This window comes from Knoellia locipacati (genome assembly GCF_007992835.1).
GTDB lineage: Bacteria > Actinomycetota > Actinomycetes > Actinomycetales > Dermatophilaceae > Knoellia > Knoellia locipacati.
Genome location: NZ_BKBA01000002.1, coordinates 119,592 through 134,598, shown reverse-complemented (window position 1 = coordinate 134,598; position 15,007 = coordinate 119,592). Strand labels below are relative to the sequence as shown.

Annotated in this window: 15 protein-coding genes; 13 read left to right on the top strand and 2 right to left on the bottom strand. The window is 70.7% G+C overall.

Annotation, left to right across the window (positions count from 1 at the left end; genetic code table 11):
• The first annotated feature begins 3 nt into the window (after window positions 1–3).
• Both ilvC and KLO01_RS01085 read left to right on the top strand, forming a co-directional pair.
• Entirely contained in the window at window positions 4–1,086 is a 1,083-nt protein-coding gene (gene ilvC / locus KLO01_RS01090; protein ID WP_275938369.1) for a ketol-acid reductoisomerase, read from the top strand.
• A 116-nt stretch (window positions 1,087–1,202) separates the two neighbouring features.
• Window positions 1,203–1,679: a DedA family protein gene (locus KLO01_RS01085; protein WP_246135987.1), complete on the top strand. Its 477-nt coding sequence runs from the start codon at window positions 1,203–1,205 to the stop codon at window positions 1,677–1,679.
• Here the strand turns inward: KLO01_RS01085 and KLO01_RS01080 are convergent.
• Both KLO01_RS01080 and KLO01_RS01075 read right to left on the bottom strand, forming a co-directional pair.
• Window positions 1,639–2,127: a hypothetical protein gene (locus KLO01_RS01080; RefSeq protein ID WP_147061698.1), complete on the bottom strand. Its 489-nt coding sequence runs from the start codon at window positions 2,125–2,127 to the stop codon at window positions 1,639–1,641. The genes KLO01_RS01085 and KLO01_RS01080 overlap by 41 nt on opposite strands.
• Window positions 2,124–2,906: an SDR family oxidoreductase gene (locus tag KLO01_RS01075; protein WP_147061697.1), complete on the bottom strand. Its 783-nt coding sequence runs from the start codon at window positions 2,904–2,906 to the stop codon at window positions 2,124–2,126. The genes KLO01_RS01080 and KLO01_RS01075 overlap by 4 nt, the downstream gene beginning before the upstream one ends.
• 66 nt (window positions 2,907–2,972) lie before the next feature.
• Between KLO01_RS01075 and KLO01_RS01070 the strand changes: the two genes are divergently transcribed.
• The 11 genes from KLO01_RS01070 (at window position 2,973) to KLO01_RS01015 (ending at window position 15,002) form a co-directional block, all read left to right on the top strand.
• Complete coding sequence (locus tag KLO01_RS01070) at window positions 2,973–3,323, top strand: hypothetical protein (RefSeq protein ID WP_147061696.1); 351 nt, start codon at window positions 2,973–2,975, stop codon at window positions 3,321–3,323.
• A 120-nt stretch (window positions 3,324–3,443) separates the two neighbouring features.
• Window positions 3,444–5,030, top strand: a complete 1,587-nt coding sequence (gene serA / locus KLO01_RS01065; RefSeq protein ID WP_147061695.1) for a phosphoglycerate dehydrogenase — start codon at window positions 3,444–3,446, stop codon at window positions 5,028–5,030.
• 159 nt (window positions 5,031–5,189) lie between these two features.
• Window positions 5,190–5,465: an HU family DNA-binding protein gene (locus KLO01_RS01060; protein ID WP_147061694.1), complete on the top strand. Its 276-nt coding sequence runs from the start codon at window positions 5,190–5,192 to the stop codon at window positions 5,463–5,465.
• 499 nt (window positions 5,466–5,964) lie between these two features.
• Complete coding sequence (locus KLO01_RS01050) at window positions 5,965–7,044, top strand: 3-isopropylmalate dehydrogenase (RefSeq protein ID WP_147061693.1); 1,080 nt, start codon at window positions 5,965–5,967, stop codon at window positions 7,042–7,044.
• A gap of 82 nt (window positions 7,045–7,126) precedes the next feature.
• Entirely contained in the window at window positions 7,127–8,224 is a 1,098-nt protein-coding gene (locus tag KLO01_RS01045) for a branched-chain amino acid aminotransferase (protein ID WP_147061692.1), read from the top strand.
• 133 nt (window positions 8,225–8,357) lie between these two features.
• Entirely contained in the window at window positions 8,358–9,899 is a 1,542-nt protein-coding gene (locus KLO01_RS01040) for an amino acid permease (protein WP_147061691.1), read from the top strand.
• Between the two features lie 22 nt (window positions 9,900–9,921).
• On the top strand, window positions 9,922–10,650 hold the full coding sequence (locus KLO01_RS01035; protein WP_246135986.1) for a FadR/GntR family transcriptional regulator: 729 nt from the start codon (window positions 9,922–9,924) through the stop codon (window positions 10,648–10,650).
• A gap of 40 nt (window positions 10,651–10,690) precedes the next feature.
• Window positions 10,691–12,076 (top strand): glutamine synthetase family protein, encoded by a 1,386-nt coding sequence (locus KLO01_RS01030; RefSeq protein ID WP_147061690.1) that lies wholly within the window; start codon window positions 10,691–10,693, stop codon window positions 12,074–12,076.
• Window positions 12,077–12,084: 8 nt separating this feature from the next.
• Window positions 12,085–13,461 (top strand): aldehyde dehydrogenase family protein, encoded by a 1,377-nt coding sequence (locus KLO01_RS01025; RefSeq protein ID WP_147061689.1) that lies wholly within the window; start codon window positions 12,085–12,087, stop codon window positions 13,459–13,461.
• Between the two features lie 30 nt (window positions 13,462–13,491).
• Complete coding sequence (locus KLO01_RS01020; RefSeq protein WP_147061688.1) at window positions 13,492–14,259, top strand: 3-oxoacyl-ACP reductase; 768 nt, start codon at window positions 13,492–13,494, stop codon at window positions 14,257–14,259.
• Window positions 14,260–14,264: 5 nt separating this feature from the next.
• Entirely contained in the window at window positions 14,265–15,002 is a 738-nt protein-coding gene (locus KLO01_RS01015) for a gamma-glutamyl-gamma-aminobutyrate hydrolase family protein (RefSeq protein WP_147061687.1), read from the top strand.
• The last annotated feature ends 5 nt before the right edge of the window (window positions 15,003–15,007 follow it).

Genomic DNA, 15,007 nt, shown 5'->3' with positions numbered 1-15,007 from the left:
GCCGTGCTTCCTCCCCGACCACATCGCACGACAACTCAAGGAGAAGCCGAAACCATGGCCGAGATGTTCTACGACGACGACGCCGACCTGTCGATCATCCAGGGGCGCAAGGTCGCCGTCATCGGATACGGCAGCCAGGGCCACGCCCACGCGCTGAGCCTGCGCGACAGCGGGGTCGACGTCCGCGTCGGTCTCGCCGAGGGCTCCAGGAGCAAGGCCAAGGCCGAGGCCGAGGGCCTGCCGGTCAAGAGCGTCGCCGAGGCCACGGCCGAGGCCGACCTCGTCGTCATCCTCACGCCGGACCAGGTCCAGCGCACCGTCTACGCCGACGAGATCAAGCCCAACCTCAAGGAGGGCGCCGCGCTGCTCTTCGGCCACGGCTTCAACATCCGCTTCGGCTACATCACGCCCGAGGCCGGCTCCGACGTCATCATGGTCGCGCCCAAGGGCCCCGGCCACCTCGTGCGTCGTGAGTACGTCGACGGGCGCGGCGTGCCCGTGCTCCTCGCCGTCGAGCAAGACGCGTCCGGCAACGCCTGGGACCTCGCGAAGTCCTACGCCAAGGCGATCGGCGGCCTGCGTGCCGGCGGCATCGGCACGACCTTCACGGAGGAGTGCGAGACCGACCTGTTCGGTGAGCAGGCCGTGCTCTGCGGTGGTGCCAGCCAGCTCGTCATGTACGGCTTCGAGACCCTCGTCGAGGCGGGCTACCAGCCCGAGATCGCCTACTTCGAGGTGCTCCACGAGCTCAAGCTCATCGTCGACCTCATGGTCGAGGGCGGCATCGCCAAGCAGCGCTGGTCGGTCTCCGACACGGCCGAGTACGGCGACTACGTCTCGGGCCCGCGGGTCATCGACCCGTCGGTCAAGGAGAACATGGCGGCGGTGCTCGCCGACATCAAGAACGGCGCGTTCGCCAAGCGCTTCATCGACGACCAGGACGCCGGGGGCCCCGAGTTCAAGGCGCTGCGCGAGAAGGGTGCCCAGCACCCCATCGAGTCCACGGGTCGCGAGCTGCGCAAGCTCATGTCGTGGGTCAAGACCGACACCGACAGCGACTACGTCGAGGGTTCGGCCGCGCGCTGACCGAGCGGGTGCCCGCTCGCCGGGCGCCGAACCGCAGTCGAGGTGGCACGACACGTCGCGTCCCGAGAAGGGGCGCGGCGTGTCGTGCTGTCTCGACCTCTCCCTAGAGTGGGCGCGTGAGTGACCTCGTCGACCGCTGGCCGGTCTGGGCGGTGTTCGCGGCGTTCTGGGTCATCGCGATGCTGCGCTCCAACGCGACCTACTGGGCCGGGCGCGGGCTGCGCGCCGGAGGGTCTCGCACCCGGCTCGCACCGCACCTCGACCGACCTGCCGTGGTGCGCACCGAGGCCCTCGTCAGCCGGTGGGGTGCGCCGGCCGTCGCGCTGGGGTTCCTCACCATCGGCGTCCAGACGCTCGTCAACGCGGCCGCCGGTGCCCTGCGCATGCCGCTCGCCCACTACCTGCCGGCGACGGCCGTCGGGTCGCTGCTCTGGGCCACGCTCTACACGTCGGTCGGGCTGGCGGTGTGGGAGGCGGTCACCGGGGGCGCCTGGTGGTGGTTGCTCGTGGTCGTCGCCGTCGTCGGGCTCGTCGCCGGCACGACGACGTGGTTCAGCCGGGCGGCGTCCCGTCGACGACGTCCGACACCATGACGGTGGTGGACAGCAGGCGGTCGCCGCGCTGGGAGGTGACCTTGACCGGCATACCGGGTCGTCGTGTCGAGAACCAGAAGGTCGTCGTCCCGGCGCCCTCGCGCACGACGTAGCGCAGGCACGCCTCGACACCGAGCGGGAACTCCAGGGTGACCTCGTCCCGGGTCGTCACCTCGGCGGGGAACGAGGCGTGGCGCTGGAGGTCGAGCCAGGTCAGCGGCGCGGTCACGACGTCGCCGACGACCGCTCCGTCGGCGTCGCAGTCGGCCCGCTCGTAGGTCGCACCCTCGTCGGTCACCGCAACGAACCGGCTGCGGCGGTGACGGACGCCGTCGCCGTCCTCGACCCGGACCACGACCGTGCGTCCGGCAGGGCAGCCGTCGCGAATCTCGCTGGCGGAGAACGGAGTCGGCGCCGTGCCCGGCGCGAGGACGTGGTCGTCGCTCATGTCGGCGACCGGAAGCGGCGGGGGAGCGGGGTCGGCTGGGTCGTGAGCCACTCCTCGAAGCCGCGCCCGCCCGTCTTGGCGTCGGGCCCCGGCAGAATCGCACCCTGCGAGAACCCCTTGAGCACCGGCAGGAACGGCGGGACGCGCACGACGCGAGGGGTGCGCCGTCCGTCGTGCGCCGCGAGGAGCGCTGCCATCTCTCCAGCGGTGTATGCCGTGGGGCCGGCGAGGTCGGTCGCGCGCCGGAACCCGCTCGGGGCGGGACCGGTGGCGTGGTCGCAGAGCCGCTGCGCCACCCAGTCGATGTCGACCGGTTGCACCCGCATGTCGCCGATGGCGAAGGCCAGCGGGCCGACCCGGCCGGCCGTGCCGAAGAACGCCGCGAGCGAGTGGAACTGCGTGGCTCGCACGACGGTGGCCGCGATGCCGGCCTCCTCGAGGGCGCGCTCGGAGTCGACCTTGGCGCGGTAGTACGCATACGGCACGAGGTCGCAGCCGACGATGGAGATCGACACGACGTGGGCGGAGGAGCCGAGCCGTCGCAGGGACTCGCCGAGGCGGCGTGCACCGGCGACGTCGACGCTCTGGGGCCGGGTCTGGGACGAGGCCGCGTGGACCACCGCGTCGGCGCCGTCGAGGACCGCGTCGACCCCGTCGCCCGTGGACAGGTCCACCCCGGTGCGCCGGCTCGCGGGCACCGCGTCGTGGCCACGTGCTCCCAGCTCGCGGACGACCCGACCCCCGAGGTCCCCGCGGCCTCCCGTGACGACGATGCGCATGGGCGGAAGTCTCGCAGTGCACGTCGGTGGCGTCGAGCACGTCGCGGCGCGCGACTATCCTCAGGTGTGACCGCGACCATGGCGAGCTGGCCCTCGGCGCTGCTGTACCTCGGGCTCTTCGCCCTCGGGGTGGTGCGCGGGCTGGGCTACTACGCGGTGGGGCTCGTCGCGACGACCCGGGCCGCTCCGGACGGACGCGTCGCCGCCGCGCAGGCGAGGGTGCAGCGGTTCGGCGCACGCTCGGTGCTGTTCACCTACCCGGTCTACGGGCTGGCCGCGGCGACGCAGGTCGCCAACGGCGCCGCGAGGATCCGGCTGCCCCGCTTCATGGCCGTCCTGTCGCTGGCCTCCGCGTGCTGGGCCGGGGTGCAGACCCTCGTCGGCGTCGCCGTGTGGCAGACCCTCTTCGGCGGCTGACCCGCCTCTGTGGCGTGTCACATACCGGGCATCACCATCCACATGCTGAACGCGGCCCTAGACTCGGCCTCGCGCACAGCGTCGTGCGGACCACCTTCCCCGAACCCCCAAGGACTGCACGTGAGCAAGCCGATCGTCCTGATCGCCGAGGAACTCAGCCCTGCGACCATCGACGCCCTCGGGCCGGACTTCGAGATCCGCCAGATCGACGGATCCGACCGTTCCCAGCTCCTCCCCGCCCTCGCCGACGTCGATGCCGTCCTCATCCGCTCCGCCACGAAGATGGACTCCGAGGCGATCGCGGCGGCCAAGAACCTCAAGGTCATCGCCCGCGCGGGTGTCGGCCTCGACAACGTCGACGTCCCCGCCGCGACCCAGGCCGGTGTCATGGTCGTCAACGCCCCGACGTCCAACATCACCAGCGCCGCCGAGCTCGCCGTGGGCCTGCTCCTGTCGACCGCCCGCAACATCGCGCCGGCCAACCAGGCGCTCAAGGGCGGCGCGTGGAAGCGCAGCAAGTACGGCGGTGTCGAGCTCCTCGACAAGAAGGTCGGTGTCGTCGGCTTCGGCCGGATCGGCCAGCTCGTCGCCGAGCGCCTCAAGGGCTTCGGCATGGAGATCCTCGCCTACGACCCCTACGTCTCGGCGCAGCGCGCCGGCCAGCTGGGCGCCCGCCTCGTCACCCTCGACGAGCTGCTCGCCGAGTCCGACTTCATCACCGTGCACCTGCCCAAGTCGCCCGAGACCCTGGGCCTGCTCGGCAAGGACGCCTTCACCAAGGTCAAGCCGACGGTCCGCATCATCAACGCCGCCCGTGGCGGGATCGTCGACGAGGAGGCCCTCGCCGAGGCCCTGCGCGACGGTCGGGTCGCCGGTGCCGGCATCGACGTCTTCGCCACCGAGCCCACCACCGAGAGCCCGCTCTTCGAGCACGAGTCGGTCGTCGTGACGCCGCACCTCGGCGCCTCGACCGAGGAGGCCCAGGAGAAGGCCGGCGTCGCCGTCGCCAAGTCCGTGCGCCTCGCCCTCAACGGCGACCTCGTCCCGGACGCGGTCAACGTCTCCGGTGGCGCCGTCGCCGAGGAGGTCCGCCCGGGCATCGACCTCGTCGAGAAGCTCGGCCGCATCTTCACCGGTGTCGCTGGCTCGGTCCCCGTCCAGCTCGACGTCGACGTCCGCGGTGAGATCACCGAGCACGACGTCTCGGTCTGGGAGCTCTCCGCGCTCAAGGGCGTCTTCACCGACGTCACCGAGGACCCGGTGACCTACGTCAACGCACCGCTGCTCGCCAAGGAGCGCGGCTGCGAGGTGCGACTGCTCACCGACCCCGTCTCGGACGAGTTCCGCAACGTCACGACGCTGCGCGGCACCCTCGCCGACGGCACCACCGTGTCGGTGGCCGGCACGCTCACCGGACCCAAGCTGGTCCAGAAGCTCATCGGCATCAACGGCTTCGACCTCGAGGTGCCGATCAGCGACCACATGGCGTTCTTCTCCTACAAGGACCGCCCGGGTGTCGTCGGTGTCATCGGCCGTCTCCTGGGCGAGGCCAACGTCAACATCGGCGGCATGCAGGTCGACCGCGACGACGCCGCCGGCACGGCCCTGGTCGTCCTCACCGTCGACAACAAGATCCCGGCGGACGTCGTCAACGCCATCGCCTCGGAGGTCGAGGCAGAGGTCCAGACGGTGGACCTGGTCGACTGAGTTCCGCTGTGCCGCAGCGCCTCTGACCCACATCACGTATGCCGTGCGCTCACCTCCCGAGCTGGGTGCACGGCATACGTGTCTGCGGGTCGGTTGCGCGGTTCGCGGCCCACTGTGCTTAGGGTTGGCCGTCATCACCACCAAGACTCAGGAGGGTTTGTGAACCGTCAGGACCTCAAGACCAAGGTTGCCGAGAGCACCGAGCTCAGCGGAGCCGACGCGGACCGCGCCATCGGCGCCGTCCTCGATGCCATCACCGAGGCGCTCGTCGCCGGCGACAAGGTGTCGCTCCCGGGCTTCGGCATCTTCGAGACGCGCGAGCGCGCGGCTCGTACCGGCCGCAACCCGCAGACCGGTGAGGCGCTCGAGATCGCTGCGAGCACCGCTGCCGCGTTCAAGCCGGCCGCCGAGCTCAAGCGCAAGCTGGCCAAGTGAGCTGAGGTCTCCCACCTCGTCGGATGCCGTGCTCCCACCTCGGTGGGGCACGGCATCCGTGCGTCCGGGAGCGTCCCGCTGAGACGGCGTCTCAGTGCGTGGTCACGCCCTTCCGGATAGTTGGACGTCCTCATAACCTCGACAGCATGCAGCGGCAGGTACTCCTCATCGCCAGCCGCGGCGGGGTCCGGTAGTCAGCACCCTCGCCGCGGAGACCCCGCGACGCCGCTGACCGGTTCGCCCACACCACGGGCTCGAGCCGACCGAACTCCCACCAGTCGAGAACACGAAGGACGAGATTCCCCATGAGCGAAGAAGCGAAGCAGGCGCAGCAGGCCCTCCAGGAGTCGTTGGACCTGCGCGACCAAGACCACACGGACGCCTGAGCAGCGACGTCAGTGCGCGGAAGGGCCCTTGACCATCGGTCGGGGGCCCTTCGCCATGACCGCATGGTGAGCATGCGGTCCCGAATCGCGAGATGACTTCCTAAGGTGGCGACATGACCGACAGCAGCGCAGTGGAGCCCGGCCGGACCGACATCAACCTGGCGGTCCTGCCCGGTGACGGCATCGGGCCCGAGGTCGTGGCCGAGGGCCTCAAGGTCCTCGAGGCCGTGACCGCCGGCAGCGGCACCAAGGTGAGCTCGACGGCATACGACCTCGGCGCGCAGCGCTGGAACGCCACCGGCGAGACGCTGCCCGACAGCGTGCTCGAGGAGCTGCGCGGCCACGACGTCATCCTGCTCGGCGCGATCGGCGACCCGAGCGTCCCGAGCGGCGTCCTCGAGCGCGGCATCCTGCTGCCGCTGCGCTTCGCGCTCGACCACTACGTCAACCTGCGCCCGGCCAAGCTCCTCCCGGGCGTCGAGAGCCCCCTCGCCGTCGAGCGCGTGGCTCCGGACGGCATCGACTTCGTCGTCGTCCGCGAGGGCACCGAGGGCCCCTATGTCGGCAACGGCGGCTCGGTCCGCACCGGCACGGCCCACGAGATCGCGACCGAGGTGAGCGTCAACACCCGCTTCGGCGTCGAGCGGGTCGTGCGCGACGCCTTCGCCCGCGCCCAGGCCCGTCCCCGCAGGCACCTCACGCTCGTCCACAAGCACAACGTCCTCACTCACGCCGGTCACCTGTGGCGGCGCACGGTCGAGGAGGTCGGCGCGGAGTTCCCCGACGTCGAGACGGCCTACCAGCACGTCGACGCCGCGACGATCTTCCTCGCGACCGACCCCGGGCGCTTCGACGTCATCGTCACCGACAACCTCTTCGGCGACATCATCACCGACATCGCCGCGGCCATCGCCGGTGGCATCGGCCTCGCCGCGAGCGGCAACATCAACCCCACCGGCGAGGCGCCGAGCATGTTCGAGCCGGTCCACGGCTCCGCCCCGGACATCGCCGGGCAGGGCAAGGCCGACCCCACGGCGACGATCCTCTCGGTCGCGATGCTGCTCGAGCACCTCGGCCGCACCGACGAGGCCGCCCGGGTCGAGGCGGCCGTCGCCGCGGACCTCCTCGAGCGGGGCAGTGCCGTGCGGTCGACGAGCGCCATCGGTGACGCCGTCGCCGACCGCCTGTCATAGGCTCGGGGCGGCGCACCGAAGCCCTGCTGGTGCCCCGCCGAAGCCCCGCTGAAGCCCCACCGCGTGGAAGGACCCGCCTGAGATGACCGACCTCTCGTTCACGACTCTGCGACGTGAGGACCCGGCGAGCGACGCGCGTCGCGCCGAGATCCACGCGAACCCCGGCTTCGGGGTCCACTTCACCGACCACATGGTGTCGGCCACGTGGACCAAGGACGGCGGCTGGCACGACGGTCGCGTCGTGCCCTACGGCCCCATCCAGCTCATGCCGAGCGCGGCGGTGCTGCACTACGCCCAGGAGATCTTCGAGGGCATGAAGGCCTACCGCCACGAGGACGGGTCCGTGTGGACCTTCCGGCCCGAGGCCAACGCCGCCCGGATGGCGCGAAGCGCCCGTCGCCTCGCCCTGCCCGAGCTCTCCGAGGCCGACTTCATCGGCTCGCTCAAGGCGCTCCTCGCCGTCGACGAGGCCTGGGTCCCGCCGGCCGACGGCAGCGAGGCCAGCCTCTACCTGCGCCCGTTCATGTACGCCTCCGAGTCCTTCCTCGGGGTGCGCCCTGCCAACGAGGTGACCTACTCGGTCATCGCCTCCCCGGCCGGTCCCTACTTCGCGGGCGGCCTCAAGCCGGTCAAGCTGTGGATCTCGCAGGACTACGCACGCGCCGGCGCCGGTGGCACGGGCGCCGCGAAGTGCGGTGGCAACTACGCGTCCTCGCTCGCCGGCCAGCTCGAGGGCATCGAGAACGGCTGCGACCAGGCGGTCTTCCTCGACTCGGGCACCCACGAGCTCATCGAGGAGCTCGGTGGGATGAACCTCTTCTTCCTCACCAAGGACGGCGAGCTCGTCACGCCCGAGCTGTCCGGCTCGATCCTCGAGGGCATCACCCGCAGCTCGATCCTCGAGCTCGCCAAGGACCTCGACCTCACGCCGGTCGAGCGCAAGGTGCCCATCCAGGAGTGGAAGGACGGCGTCGCCTCGGGCGACATCGTCGAGATCTTCGCCTGCGGCACCGCGGCGGTCATCACGCCGGTCGGCGAGCTGCGCTGGGAGGGCGGCTCCGCACCGGCCGTCGGCGGACCCGAGGGTGGCGAGGTGACGCGCGCGATCCGCTCGCGCCTGCTCGACATCCAGTACGGCCGCGCCGAGGACTCGCGCGGCTGGCTGACCCGCCTCGCCTGAGCGGACTGCATACGCTCGTCGGAAAAGGTTCATGGACAGACCATTGACGGCGTATGCCGTGTGGGTGTTTCCTGTCCGTCACTGACGTTCCGGGGACAAAGGGTCCTGGAACAGACCTTTGATGGAGAGTGCGATGGCGTCTCAGTCGGGCAGCACCACGCAGGGGCCACACGGTGACCACCACGACGACGAGGCGATGCTCGCCGAGCTCGGCTACAAGCAGGAGCTCACCCGCTCCATGAGCGGGTTCAGCAACTTCGCCGTGAGCTTCTCGATCATCTCGATCCTCGCCGGCTGCATCACGAGCTATCTCATCGCGATGAACGCCGGCGGGCCGATGGCGATCTCCGTCGGCTGGCCGCTCGTCGGCGTGTTCGTCGTCTGCGTCGCTCTCGCGATGGGGGAGATCTGCTCGGTGTACCCGACCGCCGGCGGGCTCTACTTCTGGGCCGGTCGTCTCGCCCGGACGAACAAGCGGGTCTGGGCCTGGTACGTCGGGTGGTTCAACTTCCTCGGCGAGGTCGCCGTGACGACCGCGGTCGACTACGGCGCAGCGGTGACCTGGATGGCCTTCCTCAGCCTGGTGTTCGGGTTCGAGGTGAGCGCGACGACGACGTTCATCGCCTTCGTCGTCATCCTCCTGCTGCACGGGCTGCTCAACGCCTTCGGCGTCAACCTCGTACGGCTGCTCTCGAGCGTCTCGGCCTGGTGGCACCTCGCCGGCGCGGCGATCATCGTCCTCCTGCTGGCCTTCGTGCCCGACCAGCACCAGAGCGCGCAGTGGGTCTTCACCGAGTTCAAGAACGAGACCGGCTGGCAGAGCGGGATCTACGTCTTCCTCATCGGGCTGCTCATGGCGCAGTACACCTTCACCGGGTTCGACGCCTCCGCCCACGTCGCGGAGGAGACCAAGAACGCCTCCGTCGCCGCGCCTCGCGGGATCGTGAACTCGGTCGTCGTCTCGCTCGTCGCCGGGTGGATCCTCCTCCTGGCGGTGACCTTCGCGGTCCAGGGCGAGGACGGCTGGACCGCGGCGAGGGAGTCCGACATCGGTCTGCCGCCGGCACAGATCTTCATCGACGCCACCGGCGAGACCCTGGGCCTGTTCATGCTCTTCATCGCCGCCGTCGCCCAGTTCTTCTGCGGCATGGCGTGCGTGACCTCGTCCTCGCGCATGTCCTTCGCCTTCTCCCGTGACAACGCCCTGCCGGGCTCGCGACTGTGGTCCAAGGTCAACCCGCGCACCGGCACCCCGACCAACTCGATCTGGCTCGTCACCGTGGCTTCGATCGTCCTGGCCAGCCCGGCCCTCGTCTCCACCACGGCCTATCTCGCCGTGACGTCGATCGCCGTCATCGGGCTCTACATCGCCTACGTCACGCCGGTCTTCCTGCGCCGGACGAACCCCGACTTCCGGCCGGGGCGGTGGAACCTCGGGAGGTGGAGCGCCCCCATCGGCTGGATCGCGGTGGTGTGGGTGGCCTTCATCGTCGTGCTCTTCATGCTGCCTCCGGCCTCGCCGATCACGGTCGACACCTTCAACTACGCGCCGATCGCGGTGCTCATCGTCATCGGCTTCGCGACGGTGTCGTGGTTCCTCGCGGGCCGGAAGCACTTCATGGTCGACGTCCCCGCGGGTCACGACACCATCCCGCCCGCGGAGATCTTCCGGTGAGGTGTGCCGTGAGGAGGCCTTCGTGACGCAGGCGCCCCTGGGCGCGGGACGCCTCCCGGAGGCCGTCCTGCGTCCGGCGACGGCGAACGTCTTCGAGACGACGGTCGAGCAGCTCGCCACGGCCATCCGGCTCGGGGTGTTCGTCGACGGGGAGCAGCTGCCGCCCGAGCGTGAGCTCTCCGAGCGCCTCGGGGTCGCCCGCAACACGCTGCGCGACGCCATCGCCGCGCTGCGCGAGAGCGGTCTCGTGACGACCCGTCGCGGTCGTGGCGGCGGCACGGTCGTCACCTACGTCACGCCCGAGCCGGGCTCGGGGACAGCGCCGGTGAGGCGTGGTGCGGCGCTGGCCGACGCGCTCGACTTCCGCCGGATCGTCGAGCCGGGAGCCGCGTGGCTCGCGGCGCGCCAGGAGCTCGCCGGGGACCAGCGGGCCTGGCTCGTCGCTTCGGCCGCGGCCGTGTGGGAGGCCGACGACACCGGCGCCCACCGGATCGCCGACAGCAGGTTCCACCTCGCCGTCGCGACCCTGTCGGCCTCGCCGATGGTCATCGAGTCGGTGACGCGGGCCCAGGCCGCGCTCGGCGAGATGCTCGCCGCGATCCCCGTCCTTCCCCGCAACATCACCCACTCGTGCGAGCAGCACGACGCCGTCGTCGCCGCCATCCTCGCGGGGGACGCCGACGCCGCCCGCGCTGCCATGGAGGAGCACTGCGACGCGACCTCCGCCCTGCTCAGGGGACTTCTCGGATGACGACACGCACGACGACACGGACGACGAAGGAGAGCGACACATGACCGGATCCATCCACGCCGGGGGGCCCAGGCAGCTCACCCTGGACGACCTGCGCGACGGCTCCGCGAGCGGCGAGATCGACACCGTCGTCGTGGCCTTCACCGACATGCAGGGACGGCTGACCGGCAAGCGGCTGCACGCGGCATACTTCCTCGACCACGTGCTCGAGGGCGGCGCCGAGGGGTGCAACTACCTCCTCGCCGTCGACGTCGACATGAACACCGTCGACGGCTACGCCATGTCGTCCTGGGAGAATGGCTACGGCGACTTCGAGTTCGTCCTCGACATGGACACGCTCCGCCGCACCCCCGGCGCCCCCCACTCGGTGACGATCCAGTGCGACCTCGCCTGGCTCGACGGCTCCGGGCCGGTGCGGCAGTCCCCGCGGGGGATCCTGCGCGCGCAGGTCGACCGGGCCGCCGAGCTCGGCTGGACCGCGATCGCCGGCACCGAGCTCGAGTTCATCGTCTTCGAGGACACCTACGCCTCCGCGTGGGACCGCCGCTACGTCGGGCTCACGGGGGCCAACCGCTACAACGTGGACTACTCGATCACCGGTGGGACCGTCGTCGAGCCGCTCCTGCGCGAGATCCGCAACGAGCTGTATGCCGCGGGCGTCACCGTCGAGGGGGCCAAGGGCGAGTGCAACTTCGGCCAGCACGAGATCGGGTTCCTCTACGACGAGGTCGTGCGCACGTGCGACAACCACGTCATCTACAAGACCGCCGCCAAGGAGCTCGCCGCCAAGCACGGCATGTCGCTGACGTTCATGGCGAAGTACGACGAGCGCGAGGGCAACTCGTGCCACATCCACCTGTCGCTGCGCGGGCTCGACGGAGAGGTGGTCTTCGCCGACGACGAGCGCGACGGCGGCCAGAGCGAGCTGCACGACCAGTTCCTCGCCGGGGTGCTCGCCACCATGCGCGAGTTCACGTACTTCTATGCGCCGAACATCAACTCCTACAAGCGTTTCGCTGCGGGGTCGTTCGCACCGACCGCTGTCGCATGGGGCCGTGACAACCGCACCTGCGCCCTGCGCGTCGTCGGTCACGGGGCCGGTCTGCGCATGGAGAACCGCGTCCCCGGCGGTGACGTCAACCCCTACCTCGCCGTCGCCGCGATGCTCGCCGGTGGCCTCCACGGGATCGAGCAGGAGCTCGAGCTCGAGCCGGCCTTCGAGGGCAACGCCTACCTCTCCGACGTCGACACCGTGCCGACCACCCTGCGCGAGGCGCGTGACCTGCTCGCCGGGTCCACCATCGCCCGCAGCGTCTTCGGCGACGACGTCGTCGACCACTACGTCAACGCCGCCGACGTCGAGCTCAAGGCCTTCGACGCGGCGGTCACCGACTGGGAACGCATCCGCGGATTCGAAAGGCTGTAAGCAGACACATGAGCACCACGCACGACGTCATCAACCCCGCGACCGAGGAGACGGTGCGCACCATCGAGCTCGTCGGTGTCGAGGAGACCGACGAGGCGGTGGCCCGCGCCGTCGAGGTGGGGCCGTCCTGGCGAGGCCTCGCACCCGCCGACCGCGGCCGGCTGCTGCGCCGCTTCAGCGAGGTCGTCGACGACCACCTCGAGGAGCTCGCCCAGCTCGAGGTGACCAACGCCGGGCACACCGTCGGCAACGCACGATGGGAGGCCGGCAACGTCCGCGACGTCCTCGCCTACTACTCGGCCGCACCCGAGCGGCTGTTCGGCCGCCAGATCCCCGTCGCCGGCGGCCTCGACATCACGATCAAGGAGCCACTCGGCGTCGTCTCGGTCATCGTGCCGTGGAACTTCCCGATGCCCATCGCGGGCTGGGGGTTCGCGCCCGCGCTGGCGGCGGGCAACACCGTCGTCCTCAAGCCGGCCGAGCTCACGCCACTCACCGCGATGCGGCTCGGCGAGCTGGCGCTGGAGGCGGGCATCCCCGAGGGCGTGTTCACCGTGCTGCCCGGCAAGGGGTCGGTGGTGGGGGAGCGCTTCGTCACCCACCCCGACGTCCGCAAGGTCTGCTTCACCGGCTCGACCGCCGTCGGTCAGGGCATCATGCGCAAGGCCGCCGACCAGCTCAAGCGGGTCACGCTCGAGCTCGGCGGCAAGTCGGCCAACATCGTCTTCGATGACTCGGACCTCGACGTGGCGGCGGCTGCCGCGCCGATGTCCTTCCTCGACAACGCCGGCCAGGACTGCTGCGCCCGCACGCGGATCCTCGTGCAGCGCAGCGTGTTCGACGCCTTCATGGAGCGCTTCGAGGCGGCCATGGGCGACGTCCGCGTCGGCGACCCCGGTGACGAGTCCACCCAGATGGGCCCGCTCGTCAGCGCAGGCCAGCGTGAGACGGTCCGCGGGTTCGTCGAGGAGTCCGGGGGCGCCGTCGACGTCGCCTTCCGCGGCTCCGCCCCCGAGGGAGCGGGCTACTGGTACCCACCCACGGTCGTCCTGCCCCGGGCCACGACCGACCGCGTCTGGCAGGACGAGATCTTCGGTCCCGTCGTCGGGGTCATGCCCTTCGACGACGAGGCCGACGCGATCCGCCTCGCCAACGACACGGCATACGGGCTGTCGGGGTCGATCTGGACGCGCGACGTCGGGCGGGCGATCCGCGTCTCGCGCGCGGTCGAGGCGGGCAACCTCTCGGTCAACAGCCACAGCAGCGTCCGCTACTCGACCCCCTTCGGCGGCTACAAGGCGAGCGGCATCGGGCGCGAGCTCGGCCCCGATGCGCTCGACGCGTTCACCGAGGTCAAGAACGTCTTCATCAGCACCGAGAGCTGATCACCACCACCACTGAAAGGCTTGCAACACATGGGAACTCGTCTTGAGGGCAAGGTCGCCGTCGTCACCGGGGGCTGCTCCGGCATCGGGCTCGCCACCGTGCGCCGCTTCGCGGAGGAGGGCGCCAGGGTCGTCATCGGCGACCTCGACGACACCAACGGCGAGCGGATCGCCGACGAGGTCGGCGGCGCCTACGTCCACTGCGACGTCACCGACAAGGACCAGGTCGACGCCCTCTTCGCCACCGCGAAGGAGAGGTTCGGCAGCGTCGACATTGCGTTCAACAACGCCGGTATCAGCCCGCCCGAGGACGACTCGATCCTCGACACCGACCTCGACGCGTGGCGCAAGGTGCAGGAGGTCAACCTCACCTCGGTCTACCTCTGCTGCAAGGCGGCGATCCCCTACATGCTCGAGCAGGGCAAGGGCTCGATCATCAACACCGCCTCGTTCGTCGCGGTCATGGGTGCGGCGACCTCGCAGATCTCCTACAGCGCCTCCAAGGGCGGGGTGCTGTCGATGTCGCGCGAGCTCGGCGTCCAGTTCGCGCGTCAGGGGGTGCGGGTCAACGCCCTGTGCCCGGGACCGGTCAACACGCCGCTGCTGCGCGAGCTCTTCGCCAAGGACGAGGAACGCGCCGCCCGACGTCTCGTGCACGTGCCGATGGGGCGCTTCGGCGAGCCCGAGGAGATGGCCAACGCGGTCCTCTTCCTCGCCTCCGACGAGTCGAGCTTCATCACCGCCAACACCTTCCTCGTCGACGGCGGCATCTCCGGCGCCTACGTGACCCCGCTCTGAGCCCCGTGACAGCGCAACGTCGTCGTCCGGTCATCGGCGTCACGTCCTACGTCGAGCCGGTCGTGCGCGGCGACTGGAGCGACCAGCCCAGCACCGTCCTGCCGCACAACTACGTCGAGCACCTCGAGCGGGCCGGGGCGATCGCCGTCGTCCTGCCCCCGCGCCTGGACGCCGACGAGGAGCTCGTCGAGGAGGTGCTCTCGCGGCTCGACGGTGTCGTCATCGCGGGCGGCGCGGACGTCGAACCGAGCCGGTATGCCGCCGTCCCCCACGAGAGCGCCCAGGCGCCGCGACCGGACCGGGACGGGTTCGAGATCGCGGTCGCCGCCGTGACGGCGCGCACGCGGTTGCCGCTGCTCGGGATCTGCCGCGGGATGCAGGTCATGGCCGTCGCTGCGGGCGGGACCCTCGAGCAGCACGTGCCCGACCGCGTGGGCCACACCTCGCACAGCCCGTCGCCGGGTGTCTACGCCTCCCACCACGTCTCCGTCGTCGAGGGCACCCGGCTCGCCTCGATCCTCGGGATCGAGCCCCTGGACGTGCCGACCTACCACCACCAGGCCGTCGCCACCCACCCCGGCTACGCGCCCGGCGCCTGGCACGAGGACGGGACGCTGGAGGCGATGGAGGACCCGGCGCACCCGTTCCGGCTCGCCGTCCAGTGGCACCCGGAGGCGGGGGAGGACGGCCGTCTCTTCGACGCCCTCGTGGTGGCATGCCGCGACTTCGGCGAGTTGGGGTGACACTG

Excerpts from the sequence above, each read along its gene's own strand:
- KLO01_RS01080 (WP_147061698.1), bottom strand. The coding sequence starts at position 2,127 with ATGAGCGACGACCACGTCCTCGCGCCGGGCACGGCGCCGACTCCGTTC.
- KLO01_RS01075 (WP_147061697.1), bottom strand. The coding sequence starts at position 2,906 with ATGCGCATCGTCGTCACGGGAGGCCGCGGGGACCTCGGGGGTCGGGTC.
- KLO01_RS01050 (WP_147061693.1), top strand. The coding sequence starts at position 5,965 with ATGACCGACAGCAGCGCAGTGGAGCCCGGCCGGACCGACATCAACCTG.
- KLO01_RS01045 (WP_147061692.1), top strand. The coding sequence starts at position 7,127 with ATGACCGACCTCTCGTTCACGACTCTGCGACGTGAGGACCCGGCGAGC.
- KLO01_RS01040 (WP_147061691.1), top strand. The coding sequence starts at position 8,358 with ATGGCGTCTCAGTCGGGCAGCACCACGCAGGGGCCACACGGTGACCAC.
- KLO01_RS01030 (WP_147061690.1), top strand. The coding sequence starts at position 10,691 with ATGACCGGATCCATCCACGCCGGGGGGCCCAGGCAGCTCACCCTGGAC.
- KLO01_RS01025 (WP_147061689.1), top strand. The coding sequence starts at position 12,085 with ATGAGCACCACGCACGACGTCATCAACCCCGCGACCGAGGAGACGGTG.
- KLO01_RS01020 (WP_147061688.1), top strand. The coding sequence starts at position 13,492 with ATGGGAACTCGTCTTGAGGGCAAGGTCGCCGTCGTCACCGGGGGCTGC.